This window comes from Lysinibacillus sp. NPDC094177, assembly GCF_050279145.1.
Lineage (GTDB): Bacteria > Bacillota > Bacilli > Bacillales_A > Planococcaceae > Lysinibacillus.
Genome location: NZ_JBNNTW010000008.1, coordinates 69,117 through 89,899 on the forward strand (window position 1 = coordinate 69,117; position 20,783 = coordinate 89,899).

Consider the following 20,783-nt stretch of genomic DNA (forward strand, 5'->3'; position numbering starts at 1 on the left):
ACGGCGACAGCAACAAAAGGGTTTTGTCTGTGCGAAAGCGAAGCGACAGCAACAAAAGGGTTTTGTCTGTGCGAAAGCGAAGCGACAGCAACAAAAGGGTTTTGTCTGTGCGAAAGCGAAGCGACAGCAACAAAAGGGGTTCATTCTGTGCGAAAGCGTAGTGCAACGAAGCGACAGCAACAGCACCGAAGTTGGTCACGAAGGCGTTATCACAGGATGTGATGGTTTTAGCCTTCGTTCCTCTATTCGCTGATCCCCAAGGAGTCGCCCAGTTTCCACCGACCAACTTATCAACATGACAAACGTTTTATCAAAAATTTCATCCAACTTTAGAGTTTCATCTGAATACTTTTACGTTTTATCGCCCAACTTTTGAATTTTATCGACTAACTTTCACGTTTTATCACCCAACTTCTGAATTTTATCGACTAACTTTCACGTTTTATCACCCAACTTCTGAATTTTATCGACATCCACCTGCCAAAGCGAGTAGCCTTGAACGGAAATCAACCCTCGTTTTGCTATGAGCCATACTTTAATAGTTTTTCAACAACATAAAAGGAAGCAACCATAATGAAACATGGTGCTTCCTTTTATTATTTTACTTATTGAATTAATTCATCAACATTTACATATGGCAAACCTTGAGAATCTGCAACTGCCTTGTAAACGAGATGTCCATCTATCGTATTAACACCTTTTTTCAATGCAGCATTTTCAACACATGCTTGTCTGTAACCCTTATTAGCAATTTGAAGTGCATAAGGAATTGTATTATTTGTTAAAGCAATTGTTGATGTGCGTGGTACAGCACCTGGCATATTTGCAACTGCATAATGCACAACGCCATGTTTTACATAAGTTGGGTCATCATGTGTCGTTACACGATCAGATGTCTCAAAAATACCGCCTTGGTCAATAGCAATATCTACTACTACTGAACCTGGTTGCATTGACTGAATCATTTCCTCAGAAACAAGCTTTGGTGCTTTGGCTCCAGGAATTAAAACCGCACCAACTACTAAATCTGAGTTTTTCACTGATTCTGCAATATTATAAGGATTGGACATTAATGTTTGAACATCACGGCCAAACAAATCTTCTAATTGACGTAAACGCTCTGGGCTTAAATCAATAACCGTTACATCAGCACCCATTCCGACCGCTATTTTCGCTGCATTTGTTCCAGCTATACCGCCACCGATTACTGTAACTTTACCGCGTGGTACACCTGATACGCCGCCCAGTAAAATACCTTTACCTTCATGATTTTTCTCTAAGAATTGTGCACCAATTTGCGTTGCCATTTTACCCGCAACTTCACTCATTGGTGTTAAAAGTGGTAAAGAACCATTCGCTAATTGTACTGTTTCATAAGCAATACCTACAACTTTTTTATTTAAAAGTGCCTGCGTTAATTCAATCTCTGGCGCTAAATGTAAATAAGTAAATAAGATTTGACCTTCATTGAAGTAATCGTATTCTGATGCTACAGGTTCCTTTACTTTCATAATCATTTCTTGCGCCCATGCTTCTTTTGCCGTCTCAACAATATGAGCACCTGCAGCAAGGTAGTCTGCATTTGTAAAGCTTGAGCCTAAACCTGCTCCAGTTTCAATGTACACTTCATGACCTGCATTTGTTAATGTTAGAACCCCTGCTGGTGTCATAGCTACACGATTTTCATTGTTTTTAATCTCTTTTGGAATACCAATCTTCATCTTTCCTATCCCCTTCCATTACCTAAAAAATAAGCACATTTTGTTACATACGCTTTGATGTATTGATGCACCCCTTGCATTTCCATATTACCAAACATAAACAAAAAATGCTTTAATTTAAATAACAATAAATAAAATTAACAATATTCCTACAACACCAAATATTCAAATTATACACAGTACTCCGGAAAGTGCCCACGCAAGTAACAAAAATATGCTTCTGGTAGTAATATTTATTTTATGGATTTAAGAAGTGCCGAAAATCGAAATCACTGAAAATGCCTTCACTTTTTCACATTTTTTCTTCCGGAAAGTATTTCCTTTAGAAAATCATTTGGTATAATCAAAATATAAAAATCAGGGAGGTAATTCAAATGGCTAATAAATATAAAAGCATTGTAGTTGCAGTAGACGGTTCAAAGGAAGCTGAATACGCTTTCCGTAAATCGATTGACGTTGCAAAACGTAACGAAGGTGCTGTTTTAAATTTAGTAAATGTTATTGACACACGTTCATTCGCTGCAATCGAAGCATATGACCGTTCAATTGCTGAGCGTGCTCAAGCATTTTCTGAGGAGCTATTAAATGGTTACAAAAAACAAGCTGAAGAAGAAGGCTTAACAAATATTAACCTTGTAATTGAATACGGCTCACCAAAAAATATCATTACAAAAGAGCTTTCTAAAATTGTAGACGCAGACTTAATCATCTGTGGTGCAACTGGTCTAAATGCAGTAGAACGCTTCCTAATCGGTTCAGTATCTGAAGCAATTGTACGCTCAGCTAATTGTGACGTACTTGTTATCCGTACACCTGAAAATTAATTTTGTCTTACATAAAAGGTATCCAAAATTGGATACCTTTTTCTTATTGTTGAAAAGCTATTATGACTTTGAAAATAATGTGTCTTATTAAATAAGGCTAAAACCAATGGCGCTACACCATGCAGTGATTTGACAATCGGAAGCTATAGTATTAAAGATTTGATTATTTACTAGGCAAGACTCACCATAGAGAAAAACAGGAAAGTTTTGACACTCCTCTCAAAGTGCTAAGTAGGGTTTCATCTAGCGTTTTCTACACTTTCCTTTTGCACAAGTCCCTGCAAAAACGAGGGGGTTGATTTCCGTTCCGACTGGGCGCTTTCCTGGGGGCGTCCGATGAGCCGCTTCGCTTGCGCTCCAGGGTCTCGGGCCAACAGATGTTTTTTGCGCGAAAGCGAAGCGGCAGCAGCACCGAAGTTGGTCACGAAGGCGTTATCACATGATGTGATGGTTTTAGCCTTAGTTCCTCTATTTGCTGAACCCCAAGGAGTCGCCCAGTCTCCACTCCAATCAACCAATGCACTAAGCGTGTATCTTTTAGTGTGCCACTTAATGATAAAACGAAGCTTCAGCGATAATGTTTATTCGGAGAAAATCAACAGTAGTTTATTGGTACGATTATTTATAGACAAACTAAAAGGTATCCTATTTCGGATACCTTTTATGCTTATTTCCCTTCTTGCCACATCTTCACTTTTTCAAAGAACATAGCAAGAGCTTGTTTATTTTGCATATTTGGTACTTTTGCTAACAATACCTCTTTGGGAGCTTTGAATTCCTTACTTTGCTTTTGTAAAATGACAATGCTCTTTTCAAGGGCTTTATTGGCAAACATTGTATCTGGCAATTGAATAATTGCTTGAATCCAAGCATGCTTTTGAATGTATTTATGCAGTTGTTTCGACTGCTCAGATTCAAAGAGATGGGTTGGTGCAAGGAAAAATAAGTAGCCTCCATCCTTAGTGTAATTAACGGACTGCTCAATAAATAAGTGATGTGCATAACTCATTCCTTCTGAAGCACATAGTTCATAATCCAATGCGACGTCTTCATTCGGATAGTACCCGACCGGTAAATCACAAACAATAGCATCTGCAGGATTTACTAATAAATCTTGTAAAGAATCCTGACGGAATAAGGAAACAGGCTGCTCTGTCAAATCAGCTGTAGCAGCAGCTATACGAATAAGTAGCTCATCAACCTCTACACCTGTTGCTTCTATTTTTCCGTCTAATAAATTCATAACTGTTAGTAGTAAATTCCCTGTACCTACTGCCGGATCCAAAATAGAAATTTTTTCAGTTTTTAGACGATCTGCAAATAGTTGCTCTACAAAATAACCAACTAATAACCCTAGAGTATCAGGTGTCATTTGGTGATTCGGCTGAGATCCTTTTCGCATCCCCTTTAAAACAGCAATTTGAATCGCTTTGCGCACATCTTCTTTTGTAGCACCATCTTGTGAAAAATTAACTTCCCCATCAAGCCATGCCTCTAAGCCATCTAAAATACCCTCTAGCAATGTAACATTATGTTCTTTTTCTATCTTTTCAGCATGTTCATTTAGCATACCAAATAACTTTTCGATATTTTCCATACACAACTTCCTTTCACGCAGAAAAGAGCCGTGACAAAAACTTGTCACAGCCCCTTTGTCTAGTAATATCTTAGCCTAAAATCAATAAATTATGCTAGTGCTTTGACAGCTGCAATTGCCGCTTCATAGTTTGGATGATCTGTTGCTTCAGGAACATATTCCACATATGTCACTTTGTCATTTGCATCCACAACGAATATCGCACGTGTTAGAAGACGTAATTCTTGGATGTAGACACCGTATGCTTCACCAAATGAAAGGTCACGGTGATCTGAAACTGTTTGAACAGCATCAATGCCTGCTGCACCACACCAACGTTTTTGAGCAAATGGAAGGTCAACAGATACCGTATAAATAACTACATTATCACCTAAGTTTGCTGCTTCTTCATTAAAACGACGTGTTTGTGCATCGCAAACTCCAGTATCTAATGATGGTACAACGCTAAATAAACGAATTTTCCCCTCTGAATCTTTTAATGTAACAGGTGATAAATCATTCGCTAATACAGTAAAACCTGGTGCTTGGTCTCCAACTTTTACTTCGTTACCTACAAGTGTTACTGGGCCATTTTTAAATGTTACTTGTGCCATATAAACGCCTCCTAATCTTCATATGTACATAATATTACTAAATGGAGGGAATTAATTGCAACTGAGACAGCTTAGCAAAAATAGTTTTGAAAAATCTTTTCGCACCTGTTCAGTCATGTTTGTTTAAGATTGATGCATTTTCCAAGCTCTTCACCATAACGTTGGGTTCGTTTCGACTAGGCAAACTAAAGAGCTGTCTCATTTAACGAGACAGCTCTAGCCATTATTCTTCGTTTTTTCCCTCTAGCTTTTCAGGCTGAGTTTTTTCTTCTTGAGATACAGATTCAGTCTTTTCCTCTTTGACTAGCAAAGATGGTTGCACAATATCTTTTTCAATATAAATATTTTCATGAACGACTGTTGTTTCTGCAAAAAAATCATGTAGACCTTGATTGTCCGGTAAAATGGCTACGAGAATATAAAGTGGCATAAAAATGCTATTGATGATACGCCCTATCCAATCACGGAATAACACATCTGACCAAGTCAACTTCTCATGTTTTAATGAAATAACACGTAATCCAAATATCATTTTCCCTAATGTTTGCCCCAAAAATTTCGTCATTAATACGAAATAACTGTAATAGAGAATAGCAGATATAATCGAAATTGGTGCATACCACACTGTTTCTGATAATGACCAATCCATGAAATAAAAAATTGGATTAACGAGAATTCCACATACTGCTGTAATAACGAATCCATCTAATAAAAATGCCCAAAAACGAATCCAAAATCCTGCCGTTTTTAATGCATAGTTTTTATTTGTAATTGGCTTATCAATTAGGAGTGTATTCTCCATAGAGGGTGAACCTTGCATAACAATTTCATTGTTTGTCATTGTACTCCCTCCTTAGTTTTCGCCATATAAGTACATCATTTTTGGTGCTTTATAATCTGCCATAATTTTCATCAGCATTTTTTCCTCTGCTGAAGGACCAAACATTGAGCCAATCTTCATCCCAACATATGATTGCCAGCCACCCACATCATATGAATACTCAAATAATTCTGCGTCCTCTAAACCAAAGTCTTTACGCAGTGCAGCAATTGTTGCTTCCTCATCGCCAATCTCATCTACTAAGCCCGCTTCAAGAGCCTTCTTACCACTAAGAATTCGACCATCGGCAACTTTTTTTACATCGGCTTCAGACATATTACGCCCTTTTGCTACAATATTAACGAATTCCTGATAAGTTTCATTAATCATGTCTTGCATCATAGCACGTTCTTCCGGTGTCACTTCACGCATTGGGCTAAGCATATCTTTATGTTCACCAGATTTAAACGTTTCATATTTAATACCGACTTTTTCTGCTAACGCCTGATAATTAATAGATTGCATAATGACACCAATCGAACCTGTAATTGTATCACGTTGCGCAAATATTTTATCTGCAGGTGCTGAAATGTAATAACCACCTGAAGCTGCCATCGAATCCATAGAAACATAGATTGGAATTTGTCGCTCTTCTTTAATTTTCAAAAGCTTTTTATAAATTTCTGCTGATTCCTTTACACCGCCACCTGGTGAATTAACACTTAGGACGATACCTTCCACAGTATCATCATATAAAATATTATCTAATTGATTTAAGAAAAATTGATGATCATAAGAAACTGCTTGCCATGCTGTACTTGAGCCAACATCTTGAATCGTACCATCGACCTTTAAGTATGCAATACGTTTATCCATATCGCCACTTTCTTTAACCTCTTCCATTACCGTCAAGTCATTTCCAGCTACCAAGCTATCAAAATTGCTAAAGAAATCCGATTTAAATATTGCAAAAATAGTGTTGATTCCTAACGAAAATACTAATAGTACACCAGCAATTATTAAAGCGGCCCACCTTTTACCATTCATTCCATTCCGCCTCCTCATAACGTAATACGATTGATACCCTAATTTGTTTCATACTTATCGCAATAATAACGTGATCTTATCACGGTGATGAGCCAATACTATTGCTTTAACCTATTCAACCTATAATACATTACCTAATCTCAAAAAAAAAATCAAAGTTCATAAAAAAAGCAGGAACTTTGATTTTCGACATTATTTCCTAGGAAATTAATGATGATTGATGTAATGGACTTTTTCTTGCTCACGTAGTTCGACACGACGAATTTTGCCTGATGTAGTCTTTGGTAGCTCAGTAACAAACTCAATCGCACGAGGATATTTATAAGGTGCTGTTAAAGTTTTCACATGGTTTTGTAATTTTTTAATAAGTACTTCATCACCAACTTCTCCGTCACAGAGCACAACAAATGCCTTTACGAGATTACCACGAATCCCATCCGGACTTGCGACAACGGCAGTTTCTTTCACTGCTGGATGCTTCAGTAAAGCATCTTCTACCTCAAATGGGCCTATCGTATATCCAGACGATATAATGACATCATCCCCACGTCCTTCGAACCAAAAATATCCATCTCCATCTTTATATGCACGATCCCCAGTAATATACCAATCGCCTCTAAATTGTAAATTTGTACGTTCAGGATCGTTTAAATATTTTTTAAATAACGCGGGTGTTTCACAGTGTACAGCAATATCTCCAACTTCTCCAATTGCAACAGGATTTCCAAAATCATCGATAATTTCAACAGTATTACCCGGAGTAGGTTTACCCATTGAGCCCATTCTAGCCTCCATCCCTACCATTGTACCAACAAGTAATGTATTCTCTGTTTGTCCATAGCCATCTCGTACTTGTAGATTAAAGACCTCGGAAAATACTTTGATCACTTCACTATTTAAAGGTTCACCCGCTGACACAGCTTGACGTATTGTACTTAAATTGAAATCATGTAAATTTTCAAGCCCTGCCATAAGACGGTATTCGGTTGGCGTGCAACACAGAATATTAATATTGAATTTTTCAAGCAGTGAAAGGTATGTTGCTGCATCAAAGTGTCCTTTGTAAACAAATGCTGTAGCACCACTTCCTAAAGTAGCTAGAAACGGACTCCAAATCCATTTTTGCCAGCCAGGCGCTGCTGTAGCCCAAACAATGTCACCTTCTTGAACACCTAACCAATTTGGTGCAGTAGTTCGTAAGTGTGCGTAACCCCAGCTATGTGTATGTACCGCTGCCTTCGGATTACCTGTTGTACCACTCGTATATGCTAAAAATGCAATATCTGTACTCTTAGTCGGCGTAATGCTTATGTAGGTTGTTGGTTGGCTTTGCATTTTTTCAAGCAACGGCTGCCAAGGTTCATGTGCATGACCAATGACAAATTGCTGTATTTCTTGTAAATTTTCTACATTATCAAATTGTTCAATATAAGGCTCAAATGCAACGACGCCTTTTGCATCAGCATGATTGATTCGATATTCAATATCCTTAGTTCTTAGCATTTCTGAGCTAGGTATAATGGTTAAACCTGCCTTTAAGGCAGCAATGTACACAATATACGCTTCAACCGATCTCGGTACCATGACTAAAATAACATCACCTTTTTTTAAACCTTGAGATGTAAATACATGTGCTGCCTGATTCGCCTTTTCAAGTAAAGCTGTATATGTTATATACTGAATTTCCTCGTCTTCGTTATAAACTAATAATGCATTTTTTGTAGAATCCTGAGCATATTTTTCAATTTCCTCTGAAATGTTATACCATTCTGGTGCAATTAAATCTTCTCTTCTCATGGCAAATGCCCCCTTTTGTTACGCTTATTATAAAACTCAATTTTTATCTTTTTCAATGGAATACACTCTAATTCAGTAAAGTAGTGACAACTATCATGCTCTGCTATATGGCATCAGTCACGTTTTGGTTCTATTAATTTCAACTTGGAGTAATTATTGCTGTCGCTTCGTTATCACTTCGCTTTCGCACAGAAATCATTTGTTGCTGTCGCTTCGTTATCACTTCGCTTTCGCACAGAAATCATTTGTTGCTGTCGCTTCCCTATAAAAACTTACTATTGAACATGAATGAATAATATGGTACATTTTGGTCAACTAAAAGCATGATTGCAGGGGGACTCATTTAGAGTTGAGAAGGTAAAACCTGACCCTTTGAACCTGTTAGTTAATACTGACGTAGGGAGCAATTCACATCTATTTACTGATGAAAGGCTCTTTTGCGTGTTTTTTCTACACGAAAAAGAGCCTTTTTTGCACGCTTACGTCCATCCAACAAGGAGGACTTAAATTGGTATTTCATACTATCCGCAAACAAAATCCACTTATTCATTGTATTACTAATTATGTTGTGGCTAATTTTCAAGCAAATGGCTTATTAGCAATAGGCGCTTCTCCAGTCATGGCTGATGACAGTCATGAGGTTGAAGAAATGGTCGCAATTGCCTCGGGTTTATTGATAAATATCGGTACCCTTAACGAGCGAATGAAAGAATCAATGTTACTTGCAGGAAAAAAAGCAAATGCTCTTGGCATTCCCGTTATTTTAGATCCTGTTGCAGCAGGTGCAACAACCTACCGGAAACAAACGGTACAGCGACTACTGAAGGAAATTAAATTTTCGGCAATTCGTTGTAATATTGGAGAGCTTGCGGCTATCGCTAATGTAGACTGGCAACAAAAAGGCGTAGATAGCGGTAGTGGTTCAATATCTTTAGAAGTTGAAGCACAGAAAATAGCTCAACTCTACAAATGTATTGTTATTGTGACTGGTGAAAAGGATTTTATTACTGATGGTAAACATCAGCAATGGGTTACAGGTGGCAATTCTCAAATGACAGAAGTTACTGGAACAGGTTGCTTATTGAGTGCAATTTGTTGTGCCTCCTTCGCTGCAGGAGATAAACCATTTGACCAATTGGTAGAAACATTATCGCTTTATAAAAAAGTGGCAGAGCAAGCCACTTCTTCTTCTCAATATATTGGAGATTTTCAAATTGCAGTATTAAATGAACTACATCGCCTTTCCAAGGATGGTGAAGAATGATGCATATTGTAACGACAATTGCTGGTTCAGATAGTGGCGGCGGTGCAGGCATACAGGCTGATTTAAAAACATTTCAGGAATTAAAGGTATTTGGAACGTCTGTTATTACAGCTTTAACAGCCCAGAACACACTTGGCGTATCAGATGTCTTACCAATTGAAGTGAGCTTTATTGAGAAACAACTTAAAGCGCTAATCAAGGATTTTTCAATTAGTGCTGTTAAAACAGGAATGCTGTTTTCCTCCGAAATAATACAATCAATTGCACATATTTTAGCCAAATTAAATATTCCGCTTATTGTAGATCCTGTCATGATTGCAAAAGGTGGCGAAAGCTTATTACAGCAAGAAGCCATTGAGGCAATACGTAGTTATTTACTACCTTTAGCAACAATTGTAACACCGAACATTCCTGAAGCAGAAACCCTTTCAGGAAGGAAAATCAATTCTTTTGTAGATATTAAAGCAGCAGCTCAGGTCTTATTACAAATGGGTGTTCAATGTGTCATTATTAAAGGCGGTCATTTAGAGGATAAATGTTTTGCTATTGATTATGTATTTTTTAAAGATGGTCGGTCATTTTTCATGCAGTCCACTCGTATTGCAACAAAAAATACGCATGGTACAGGCTGCACATTTTCTGCGGCATTAACAGCTTTTCTTGGCCGTGGATTACCTTTAGAAGAAGCCATTGAGGAAGCTAAAAAATTTATTCAATTAGCAATAACTTATGATTTATCTATTGGTAATGGCCATGGTCCAACAAATCATTTTGCTTATCAAAAATATAAGGATTCCTGTGAGGTGATCATTCATGAAACGTGACAATCTACAGTTATATTTTATTATGGGTACCAGTAATGTTTTAAATCATGAGCCAATAAACGTTTTAGAGAAAGCTCTGCAATCTGGAATTACTATGTTTCAATACCGTGAAAAAGGGCCAAATACACTTATTGGGCAAGCCTATGAAAATTTTGCTCGCAAATGTCAAAAGCTCTGTCATCAGTATAATGTTCCATTTATCATCAATGATGATGTAGAGCTAGCTATAAAACTTAGAGCGGATGGTGTTCATATTGGACAAGGGGATTTTCCTGTGTCGATGGTACGTAAAAAAATTGGTAACATGATCCTAGGTGTTTCTGTTCATTCACAAGCTGAATTACAAACTGCTCTACAATACGGTGCTGACTATGTAGGAATTGGTCCAATTTTTCCAACAACTTCTAAAAGCGACGCCAAACCACCTAGTGGAACTGATTTTTTACAGCAAGTTCGGATACAATATCCGGAACTCCCCATCGTTGCAATTGGAGGCATAAACTGCTTGAATGCACATTCGGTATTTAAAGCAGGTGCGGATGGAATAGCAGTTATTTCTGCAATTTGCGAAAGTAAGGATATTTCTAAAACAGTCTCTACATTTAAATCATTTGTAGGATAAAGTGATATGGGAGGACCTAAAGCTTCTCATTTGATACAGATAAATTACTGCCTGTTAATAGGGATAAAAAATAACCAATTTAAACAAACTAAAACCAGTGCCTTTTACGGTCACTGGTTTTAATTTTAATAATTGCTGATTAAGCAATTATTGGTTGCTGTTTGGCATACCTTTTAATTGAGATTCTGCCATTTGTACAAGACGTTTAGTGATTTCACCGCCAACGGAACCGTTAGCACGAGCTGAAGCGTCAGCTCCTAATTGAACACCAAATTCTTGTGCAATTTCGTATTTCATTTGATCAAGTGCTTGTTGTACACCTGGTACTGCAAGCTGGTTTGAACTGCGGTTTGTGTTTGCCATGTCTCTCACCTCCTTGTGAATATAGAATGTGCGATATTAGATTTTTAATACAAAAATTTTATAGGTAAATTGTACCTAGAAAGGAAGGAGAACTAAAAAAGCCAACTCAAAATAGGCTTTGAGTTGGCTCTTCAGAAATCGCACGTTTCTTCTATAGAAGATCCGCAAATTTATCGGCTTCTTGCTCTTTTTTCGGGAAAATATAGACTTCACGGTTTTTCACTGCTCGTTCAATTAGTTCATCAAAATCCGAGAAGCTTTCATAGTGCTCAACCTTTTCAAGCTTTGGCTTTGTTTTTGGACTTGCAGGAGTAAAAATTGTACAGCAGTCTTCAAATGGCTGAATAGACGTTTCGTATGTGCCGATTCTCTCTGCAATATCGATAATTTCTAATTTATCTGCTGAGATTAATGGGCGTAAAATCGGTGTGTTAGTCACAGCATTAATAGCAGTTAGACTCTCAAGAGTTTGACTCGCTACTTGACCAAGGCTTTCACCTGTAACAATTGCTAGTGCATCAATTTCTTCACGTACTTTGTCAGCAACTTTTAGCATCATACGACGAGTTGTAGTCATCGATACATTAGACGGTACTTTTTCTTTAATAAGAACTTGAATTTCAGTGAAGGGAATTACATGTAAACGTATACTAGCTCCAAATTTCGTTAATTCATTAGCAAGTACCTTTACTTTTTCCAATGAATTTTGGCTTGTATACGGTGGGCTAAAGAAGTGAATCGCCTCTAAGCGCACTCCTCGTTTCATCATTAAATAACCAGCGACAGGACTATCTATTCCACCAGAAAGCATTAATAATGATTTACCATTGGAGCCTACAGGCATTCCACCTGCACCCTGAATAACTTGTGCCATCATATATGTTGCATCATGACGCACCTCTACACGAAGTTCGATATCAGGCTTCTTCACCTTTACTGATAAATTTTGATATTGTGGTAAAACATAACCGCCAATTTCGCGTTGAATGGCATGTGATTCTAAAGGAAATGTTTTATCTGTGCGCTTTACTTCTACTTTAAAAGTAAGCTGTTCATTTTTAAATGTATCCATAATTGTTATGGCAAGTTTTTTCATGGCCTCGATGTCTTTTTCACATGCTGCCACTGGGCTAAATGATTGAATACCAAAAATTTTAGGTAATCCTTTTAATAGAACGTCCATTTGTGTTTCATTTTGAATAGCAATAAACATTCGATCGCGCTCTGTACGAATGTGTAATTGTCCTAAATCCGCAAACGCATGACGAATATTCTCTCGTAAGCGACGAATAAAATCCATCTTGTTGCGACCTTTTGTAGAAAGTTCTCCATATCGAATTAAAATTTCTTTCCAAATCATGATTTAAATTCTCCTTTAAGTTCCATCAATACTTCATCTAATACTTGTTTAAACTTTTCTATATCTTCATTTGTTACATGTGCGCCAAAACTTATACGAATAACACCCTTTTTAAAATGCTCATCGATATTTAGCGCTTCAACAACATGGCTTGTTTTTGTCTGTCTCGATGAACAAGCACTCGATGTCGATACAATTACATTGCGTTTTTGCAATGCATTAATAATGACTTCACCTTTTAAGTCGCGAATACTAAAAGATAAAATATGTGCCGCTCCTTGTGGTGTTGATAAAATATGAACAACTTCCCCATATCCTCTTAATTGCGAACATATTTCTTCATACCATTGACGGTATTTTTTCGCACGGTCATTCATAATCTCTACTGCTATTCGAGCTGCTTTGGATAAGGCTACAGCCTGCGGTACAGCTACTGTTCCACTACGTAAACCAAACTCCTGCCCTCCACCAAGTGCATATGGTTGCCATTTCATTTCTTTACGGAATGCTAGTACACCTGAACCTTTAAAGCCATGAATTTTATGGCCAGAAATTGACATACAGTCTGGTCCCTCGTCATCGTTAAATGATATTGGTAACTTCCCAAAGCTTTGTACAGCATCAACATGAAAAGCTGCACGACTCGATTCATGAATAATTTTTGCAGCCTCAAAAATTGGTTGGATAGCACCCATTTCATTATTTACATGCATCATACTTACTAAAATGGTATCCTTGCGCACTTTTGTACGAAGCTCCTCTAAAGAGATAATTCCATTTTTATCTACTTGCAAGTATTCTACGTCAAAACCCTCTTGTTCAAGTTGCTTCACAGATTCTAGAACAGATAGATGCTCAATTTCAGTTGTTAAAATATGATTTCCTTTATGCGTATTACTACGTGCTAAACCAAATATTGCCGTGTTATTAGATTCAGTACCACCTGATGTAAATAGCACATTTTTTGCTTCTGTATGCAAAATATCTGCTACTTGCTCACGTGCACGCATTAATAATTCGTTTGATTCAACACCCATTGCATGGATGGAAGCAGGATTGGCATAATACTGCTCATTCACTACCATAAATGCTTGCATAACCTCATTTAAAGGTTTTGTTGTTGCACTATTGTCTAAATAGATTGTATTAACTTCCATTAATATTCACACACTTTCAAAACGTTGATTTAACGGTATTTATCATAACGCAATCTTCAGCAATTGACTACTAACTTTAACAATAATTCTAATTTATTCGCTTATTTGTTTGCGTTAATGTGAAAAACCACCCTTTAAAGAGTGGATCTTAAAGACTTGCTATGAACGTTTCTAGCTAAAAAATTAAGCAGCATAAAAAATTTGATTTTTGCATTGTTAGGCTCATCATCATAACGTGTAGTTGATTTCCGTTCCGACTGGGCGCTTTACCGATGTTGGTCACGAAGGCGTTATCACAGGACGTGATGGTTTTAGCCTTCGTTCCTCTCCACTCCAATCAACTTATACACATAGCATACGTTTTTTGAAATGTCATCCTCCACTTTTAGTAAAAGCAAATGCTACTATATTTAACTATATTGAAGCTAATTTCACACTAGTAGTTCAAGAAAAACAAGCGATCCCACAAATTTTTCTTAATTGACTAGTTGATTCATCAACCTTTCTTCATTGTTATAAATTCAGTTGAAGCTGTGAATTCCATAACTTTTTTAAAGCCTAATTTTTCGTAAAGGTGAATTGCTCTTGTATTGAATGTAGCTACTGTTAAACGAAGAGGACTATGATTTTCTTGTTGTAGCTGATTTAAAATAAATGAAAAAAATTCTGAACCATAACCTTTCCCCGTTAGCTCAGGCTTCATCCCTAACCCTACATCAATGCACTCGTCTAAATACGCACCATAATCACGTCCTTTAGGTACTTGTGCAGATGTTCCTGTACAAAAAAAACCGACTAGCTCTTCTTTTTCATTGAAAATTGAATAATATGGACTTTCAAGTAATTCTTTTAGAGATTCATCGCATAGATCATTGTTATAAAAATCATATGGTTCTTCATATTTCCAATTCAAAATGTCAGTCGCATAAATTTCATTCATTCTCCGAATATAAAATTGCATTATGAACACCTCTATTTTTCATCATTTCTAATCAAAAATAATTAAAGTTCCCGCCCCTCTCACTAAGATGTTCTATCTATAACTTTTATATCTACAACGAGGGGTTGATTTCCGTTCCGGCTGGGAGTTTTTATCGCTGTCGCTTCGCTTTCGCACAGTGCAAAGCTTCCTGGACGTCCGATGTGCCTCTTCACTCGCGTTGCTCGCTCTCCAGGGTCTCATGACACTGATCCTCAAGGAGTTGCCCAGCCGGGACGAAGATCAAGCAAGCATGCAGCTTCTCAAACTTCCGAAGATGAATTCACTACTTAAAACCATCTGAATTCCTCAACAAATATTTAGATCTTTTCATGCTAAGAAATTTGCATTTTAAATAACAAAGCTGTCTAAAAAGTACTAACTATACCTTTTAGACAGCTGATGTAATTCTTTATTTACTTGACTATTTTGACACTGTTTCTTCTGCTACAAGTTCTTGTATTCGTTTTAAAGCACCTGGTTCCATTTCTTCAACTGCCGTACCAGCCTCTTCTAATGCCTTAGAATAGCGGAATTGATTAAAGGATTTTTCTGCTTCTTTTAAACGAGTATGTAATTTTGGATTTGTTGCACGATGACGATTACCATACTGAATAATGCGTTCAATCAGCATTACATTTTCAATCAATTCATGCGCCTTCACTTTTACATCCTCTACACAAAGTGTAGCAGTATTTAAATTATTATGAACTGCACCCATGTTGAGAGGTACTTCTTGCAAGCTTTGCATAACTACATAAATATGCTCTGCTGCCTCATCTAGACGAACATCCATCTCTTCAGGGATACCTGGAATATTAGCCTTGTTTAATAGACGATCTGTATCTTGTAATATTTTCTTTAAGCTTTCTACTTGCGTGCGAGCCTGGTTTTCATCAATTCGTAGCTTCTTCATCGTATTTGATAAATGACCTTGCTCCTCATGAATACGTTCAAGCTCATCGTTAATTTCAATCAATTCTTCCTGTAAACTTGAGTATGCAGATTTTTCCTCTCTAACACGCATCGCCAATAAGTCATAGCGACGTTGTAAAGCCTCTAATTGCTTTAATGCAACTTTTGGAATTTCTGCATCTTTTTCATTTAAACGATAGCTTTGCTGCACAAAGGTTGCTTCATCACTTACTAATCTTGTTGAACTAATAACGTTGGTGATTGAGCTTAATAAACGATCACAATTTTGGTCAACATAATTTTTAGCAATAACTTCTTTTTCAAGCAGATCGTAGAAATGATCAATCTCTTCATTTATTTCAGCAACACGTGGTTTAACAACTTTTAAGTTAAGCTCTGCTAATTCATTTTTTAATGTCGCAAATTCCTCATCAAATTTATCAAGCGCCTCAGTCAACTCTAAATGCTGTAAATAATAGGATTGACCCTCCATTTCACGCTGACCACTACGTAATTCCTGTACCGCTCCTGGTAGCTTTACTTGCAATTCAGTCAAAATTGTCGGTACATCATTAATGTATTCAAATGTCTGTTGCGATTCTTGGTTTAAGCTAATAACAATTTCTCGCGCCTGCAAATAGTTCCCATCGCTAGTAAGTACATCGAATTCCTCAAACTTTTGAACAAACTCCTCCAACTTTTTCTCCAAAGCTGGTAATGCTACACCAAATGAATGTTGGTGCGCTAACAATGTTTTACGTGCAGAGCGATAGTATTCTTTTAATTGTTCAATTTCAATACGATTTTTTTCTTCGCTTCCAATTAATTCATTTAGTTCTTCTAAGATTTTATCTTTATTTTGTTCACACTTTTGAATGTAATCTTCTATCTCACGTTCAATTAACGTCGCTTTATTAAAACGAAGTCTATTGATTTGATCCTCTGCATCAAATAAAAGTGAATCAATTTTTGTCATATGTACATCGATGACTTCATCCCAGCTATTACGCCATCGTTCAAACATCTCTTCCGTTTCACCGTTCATGTTTAAAGATTTAACTTTTGAAATTTCCTCATTTATGGGATTGTTTTGTATTTGGGATTTTTCATTTTCAAGTTTAGCAATGATTGCTGTATGTTTTCGTCGCATCATAAATCCTACTATCGCTAAAATTAATAGTAGGATAACCGGAATGATGATATACTCCATCGTAAGCCTCCTATTCTACAATATACGAATTGGCTAGTTGTATTTATTATATACTATGTTATCGCCTTTTGTACTAAAATTTGAGTGTTTTTTATGTATATGCGCCTTTCAAGAATAACAACTACTTAATTTTTGAACAATTGATGCAAATAGAAGTGTATTATCCATAAGCTAAAGGAGTGATGATTTTATGAAATGTGACGGCCATGTTCATAGTCCATATTGTCCACACGGTACTTCTGATTCATTTAAGAAATATATAGAAAAAGCAATCTCTCATAACTTCACAGATATTACCTTTACAGAACATGCACCATTACCATTGAATTTTGTTGACCCTACACCACAGCAAGATAGTGGTATGAATCCAGAATTTTTAATGCCCTATTTTGAAGATTTACAACGCCTTCAAAAGGAGTACGCGCAAGACATTCGCATTCATATTGGTCTAGAGGTTGACTATATTCAAGGCTTTGAACAAGAAACTCGTCAATTTCTTGATACATATGGACACTTTTTAGATGACTCTATTTTATCTGTTCATTTTTTACAATGGCAAAATAACTTTGAATGCATAGACTTTTCTCCAGAAGGTTTTATGGCCTTTTCAGAAAAAGTGGGCTCTATTGAACAGGTGTATAGTTTATATTATGATACAGTCTTACAATCCATTAAAGCAGATTTAGGGAAATTTAAGCCTAAGCGCATTGGGCATCCTTCACTTATTCACAAATTTCAATTAGCACATATGGTGAAAATCGATGATTCTGCTCGGATTCGAGAAGTTTTAGATTTAATGAAGGAAGAAGGCTATGAGCTAGATTTAAATAGCGCTGGATTAAGTAAAACATATTGTCAGGAACCTTATCCACCATTTGCCTTCATCGATTATAGTAAATCTATTGGGCTACCAATAGTTTTCGGTTCAGATGCTCATACTGTTGCAGATTTACATCAACACTATAATGTTATATATCCCAAATAAATAATTTAAAACGAGGTGCTATGATGTTTACACAAATTAATTATGAAGGGCCAATTGCCGAGCAATATAATACATTAGCAAAACAGTTAGATGCCTTGCTTACAGGAGAAAGCGATCGCATCGCTAATTTAAGTAACGCCTCTGCATTACTAAATCAATTTCTACCAAACATTAACTGGGTTGGCTTTTATGTAGTACATGGAGAGGAACTAGTATTAGGACCATTCCAAGGCTTACCTGCCTGTGTCAGAATACCAATTGGACGCGGTGTTTGTGGAACAGCTGTAGAGAAAGAAGAAACAATAGTGGTAAAAGACGTACATGCCTTCCCAGGGCATATTGCCTGCGATGCGGCTTCCCAATCCGAAATCGTTATTCCTTTGATAAAAGAAGGAATAGTTTTCGGTGTTCTTGATATCGATAGTCCAATCGTAAATCGCTTTTCTCAGGAAGACCAAAAGGGGTTAGAGCTATTCGTAAAAACCCTACTCCTTCATTTATAAAAAAATGCCCTGAAATGATTTAATTATTATCATTTCAGGGCATTTCATCTTATAAAGATGCCTGACGTTTTATTTTCGAAAACATCTGCTTATTTTTTATGAAAACGCATCACCATAATGTGCAGTTAATACCCGTTCTACTAGGCACTTTCTCTTCCTATACATGGCATACGAAATGTCATCCCTAATTTTAGTAACGAGCTATTATGATTTTGTTTGATAGGATCGATCATGAATACAAAATCGATTTTTACCACTGTTTTTCGCTTCATAAAGTGCTGTATCTGCATGTAGGAAAACAGATTGAAACGCTGGACGATAAAGTTCATCCCATGTTATGAGACCTGCTGAAATTGTCACCTGAGGATCTGTTGTGCTTGGAATTACTGCAACGATCGCTGCTGCTAAATCGATTGCTTCATTCTCATCAATATTTGGGATATACACAGACATTTCCTCACCGCCCCAGCGTGCACAAATACCACGAGTGCCAATCGTTTCTTTTAACTGTACCGCAATTTGAATAAGAATCTTATCACCAATTTGATGACCATACGTATCATTAATACGTTTGAAATTATCAATATCAATAAGTAGGAACATCCCTGATTGGTCATTTTTAAGCGACTTTTCCACATACTGGTCTAAATAACTTCTTGCATACAATTTCGTCAAATGATCCAAATCTACCATTTCCTGAAGTTGATTTCGTAATATTGAGTTTGCAATTGCTAAAGAAGAGTGATGGATTAATGATTGCATTAATTTAAAGCTATCAAACGAAAAGAAATATGGCTCCTTGTGTAACACAATACTAAAGCCATTAATTTTTTCTTCCATTAAAATTGGGATTGCCATAATTGAGCAATATTCAATTTGATTAGGGGTTAATCGGCTGAAATCAGCAATAAATAGTGGATCATTTGTATGTTCAAAATGTTGTTCAACATGTTTTATATATGTTTGACCCTTTTCAGTGTTAAATAAGGACGTACTAGCATCCGTCACTTCAAAGGTGTCATCCTGTTTAAAAGCGAAACAAACTTCCATTGGTTGAAAGGATTTCATTAACTGTTTTTGAAGGAAAAGTAACATTTCATGTATGTCAATCCTCATATTTAAACGATGTGATGTTTCATTGATGAGTTGTAAATCACTTACAAGGCGATGTGATTGATGATATAATTTTGCATTTTCAAGTGCATTTCCTGATGTTTGTGCTAGCATTTGTACAAAATCCTTTTCTGTCGTTGAAAAAAGATATGTTGTAGGTGCACTTACTTGTAAAATGCCATAAATAGCTTGTCTCCCTTTTATAGGGGCGTTTAATAATCGACAATTCAAATCGCTAGCAAGCTCCGTCGTCAGCTCTCCTGAGACAAAAGCCTCGATCGTCGCAGGTCTTTCAGATAAGTAATCAAAGAGCTTAATATCGATAGTCGTACGGCGGTCTTGATCATTCGATAGTATAAGCTCCACATTAAACTCTGGGAAATTATCCTTAATATTTTTTAAGACATTTTCTAAAATTAAATCAATATCCATAGTGGAATGAAATAAATCTGTCATATTGTACAATTTTCTATATTGATCTTCATTCACTTTTACTTCAAAATTTTCTCTAGTCATCTGAAGAACCTTCGTAAGCGTTTCCACAAACTCTTCCCCGTAATCTGAAGTCATAAAGTCTATCCAAGCATCTGTTGCCTCCACGAGTAGCACACCAATTGGATTTTTGCCCTCTACTTGGAAAAGCACCATATCAGTCATCATCGTATATGCTTTTTTTTCTTTTAATATATAAGGAATCTTCACCATTTTCTGTTGATAAAAGCTAGCTTCAATCATTAACCATGACACAGCATTTAGTTTTGTTTCGATTGTTAAAGCAGCCATCTCTTCAACAGGTATTAAAGAATTACCTTCGAAACTGAGAAATGCCACATTTACAATTCCAAAGCGCTTCTTTAGACACTGTTTCAATGGGTTGAAATACCCATTAAAACCATTTTGTTCCTCAGAACTCACCAAAATGCTCAAAACATCTGATTTTATATATTTTAGCGTTTGTAAATGGTCTGTCATGAAATCACCTTTTCTATATAACGTCCAAATCAATTACTATTAACTTATAGTATATTATACATATTTTGTGTCATTTTGACTATGTTATTCTATTTTACTTTTATATTTTACATTTCA

The 20,783-nt window shown here is 36.5% G+C and carries 19 protein-coding genes and 1 riboswitch; of the genes, 7 read left to right on the forward strand and 12 right to left on the reverse strand.

Going from position 1 to position 20,783, the window contains the following annotated elements:
- Positions 1–253: hypothetical protein (locus ACQKNC_RS14290; protein WP_427425499.1), on the forward strand; the 253-nt coding region annotated here is incomplete at its 5' end.
- A 352-nt stretch (positions 254–605) separates the two neighbouring features.
- Here ACQKNC_RS14290 and ald read toward each other — a convergent pair.
- Entirely contained in the window at positions 606–1,721 is a 1,116-nt protein-coding gene (gene ald / locus ACQKNC_RS14295) for an alanine dehydrogenase (RefSeq protein ID WP_427425500.1), read from the reverse strand.
- A 374-nt stretch (positions 1,722–2,095) separates the two neighbouring features.
- Between ald and ACQKNC_RS14300 the strand changes: the two genes are divergently transcribed.
- Positions 2,096–2,545, forward strand: a complete 450-nt coding sequence (locus ACQKNC_RS14300; RefSeq protein WP_427425501.1) for a universal stress protein — start codon at positions 2,096–2,098, stop codon at positions 2,543–2,545.
- A 667-nt stretch (positions 2,546–3,212) separates the two neighbouring features.
- Here the strand turns inward: ACQKNC_RS14300 and ACQKNC_RS14305 are convergent.
- From ACQKNC_RS14305 to mbcS, 5 genes are all read right to left on the reverse strand, one after another.
- A complete protein-coding gene (locus ACQKNC_RS14305; RefSeq protein ID WP_427425502.1) occupies positions 3,213–4,142 on the reverse strand; it encodes a class I SAM-dependent methyltransferase in 930 nt (309 codons plus the stop codon).
- A gap of 89 nt (positions 4,143–4,231) precedes the next feature.
- A complete protein-coding gene (gene tpx, locus ACQKNC_RS14310) occupies positions 4,232–4,735 on the reverse strand; it encodes a thiol peroxidase (protein WP_427425503.1) in 504 nt (167 codons plus the stop codon).
- A gap of 223 nt (positions 4,736–4,958) precedes the next feature.
- The gene (locus ACQKNC_RS14315; RefSeq protein ID WP_427425504.1) at positions 4,959–5,576 is read right to left on the reverse strand and encodes an RDD family protein; all 618 of its coding nucleotides are present in this window, start codon (positions 5,574–5,576) and stop codon (positions 4,959–4,961) included.
- 12 nt (positions 5,577–5,588) lie between these two features.
- On the reverse strand, positions 5,589–6,602 hold the full coding sequence (gene sppA, locus ACQKNC_RS14320) for a signal peptide peptidase SppA (RefSeq protein ID WP_427425505.1): 1,014 nt from the start codon (positions 6,600–6,602) through the stop codon (positions 5,589–5,591).
- Positions 6,603–6,809: 207 nt separating this feature from the next.
- The gene (gene mbcS / locus ACQKNC_RS14325) at positions 6,810–8,399 is read right to left on the reverse strand and encodes an acyl-CoA synthetase MbcS (protein WP_427425506.1); all 1,590 of its coding nucleotides are present in this window, start codon (positions 8,397–8,399) and stop codon (positions 6,810–6,812) included.
- A gap of 321 nt (positions 8,400–8,720) precedes the next feature.
- A riboswitch (TPP riboswitch) is annotated at positions 8,721–8,819 on the forward strand.
- Positions 8,820–8,907: 88 nt separating this feature from the next.
- Between mbcS and thiM the strand changes: the two genes are divergently transcribed.
- Genes thiM through thiE form a run of 3 tightly spaced genes read left to right on the forward strand, consistent with a single transcriptional unit; the run spans position 8,908 to position 11,109 of the window.
- A complete protein-coding gene (thiM, locus tag ACQKNC_RS14330; protein ID WP_427425507.1) occupies positions 8,908–9,663 on the forward strand; it encodes a hydroxyethylthiazole kinase in 756 nt (251 codons plus the stop codon).
- Positions 9,663–10,487 carry a bifunctional hydroxymethylpyrimidine kinase/phosphomethylpyrimidine kinase gene (gene thiD, locus ACQKNC_RS14335; protein ID WP_427425599.1) on the forward strand — a complete coding sequence of 275 codons (825 nt, stop codon included), beginning with the start codon at positions 9,663–9,665 and terminating at the stop codon, positions 10,485–10,487. The genes thiM and thiD overlap by 1 nt, the downstream gene beginning before the upstream one ends.
- Positions 10,477–11,109, forward strand: coding sequence for a thiamine phosphate synthase (gene thiE, locus ACQKNC_RS14340; protein WP_427425508.1), 633 nt, complete (start codon positions 10,477–10,479; stop codon positions 11,107–11,109). The genes thiD and thiE overlap by 11 nt, the downstream gene beginning before the upstream one ends.
- A 147-nt stretch (positions 11,110–11,256) precedes the next feature.
- On the opposite strand, the gene ACQKNC_RS14345 is transcribed toward thiE, so the two are convergent.
- The 5 genes from ACQKNC_RS14345 to ezrA form a co-directional block, all read right to left on the reverse strand.
- Positions 11,257–11,472 carry a small, acid-soluble spore protein, alpha/beta type gene (locus tag ACQKNC_RS14345; RefSeq protein ID WP_427425509.1) on the reverse strand — a complete coding sequence of 72 codons (216 nt, stop codon included), beginning with the start codon at positions 11,470–11,472 and terminating at the stop codon, positions 11,257–11,259.
- A gap of 151 nt (positions 11,473–11,623) precedes the next feature.
- Complete coding sequence (gene thiI, locus ACQKNC_RS14350; RefSeq protein ID WP_427425510.1) at positions 11,624–12,832, reverse strand: tRNA uracil 4-sulfurtransferase ThiI; 1,209 nt, start codon at positions 12,830–12,832, stop codon at positions 11,624–11,626.
- Positions 12,829–13,989 carry a cysteine desulfurase family protein gene (locus ACQKNC_RS14355; protein ID WP_427425511.1) on the reverse strand — a complete coding sequence of 387 codons (1,161 nt, stop codon included), beginning with the start codon at positions 13,987–13,989 and terminating at the stop codon, positions 12,829–12,831. Before ACQKNC_RS14355 ends, thiI begins: the two co-directional genes overlap by 4 nt.
- Positions 13,990–14,485: 496 nt before the next feature.
- A complete protein-coding gene (locus ACQKNC_RS14360) occupies positions 14,486–14,950 on the reverse strand; it encodes a GNAT family N-acetyltransferase (protein WP_427425512.1) in 465 nt (154 codons plus the stop codon).
- Positions 14,951–15,392: 442 nt separating this feature from the next.
- Positions 15,393–17,093, reverse strand: a complete 1,701-nt coding sequence (gene ezrA / locus ACQKNC_RS14365; RefSeq protein WP_427425513.1) for a septation ring formation regulator EzrA — start codon at positions 17,091–17,093, stop codon at positions 15,393–15,395.
- A gap of 190 nt (positions 17,094–17,283) precedes the next feature.
- Between ezrA and hisJ the strand changes: the two genes are divergently transcribed.
- On the forward strand, positions 17,284–18,078 hold the full coding sequence (gene hisJ, locus ACQKNC_RS14370) for a histidinol-phosphatase HisJ (RefSeq protein WP_427425514.1): 795 nt from the start codon (positions 17,284–17,286) through the stop codon (positions 18,076–18,078).
- A 23-nt stretch (positions 18,079–18,101) separates the two neighbouring features.
- Entirely contained in the window at positions 18,102–18,581 is a 480-nt protein-coding gene (locus ACQKNC_RS14375; RefSeq protein ID WP_427425515.1) for a GAF domain-containing protein, read from the forward strand.
- Positions 18,582–18,785: 204 nt separating this feature from the next.
- Here ACQKNC_RS14375 and ACQKNC_RS14380 read toward each other — a convergent pair whose 3' ends face one another.
- The gene (locus tag ACQKNC_RS14380; protein WP_427425516.1) at positions 18,786–20,666 is read right to left on the reverse strand and encodes a sensor domain-containing diguanylate cyclase; all 1,881 of its coding nucleotides are present in this window, start codon (positions 20,664–20,666) and stop codon (positions 18,786–18,788) included.
- Positions 20,667–20,783: the final 117 nt, after the last annotated feature.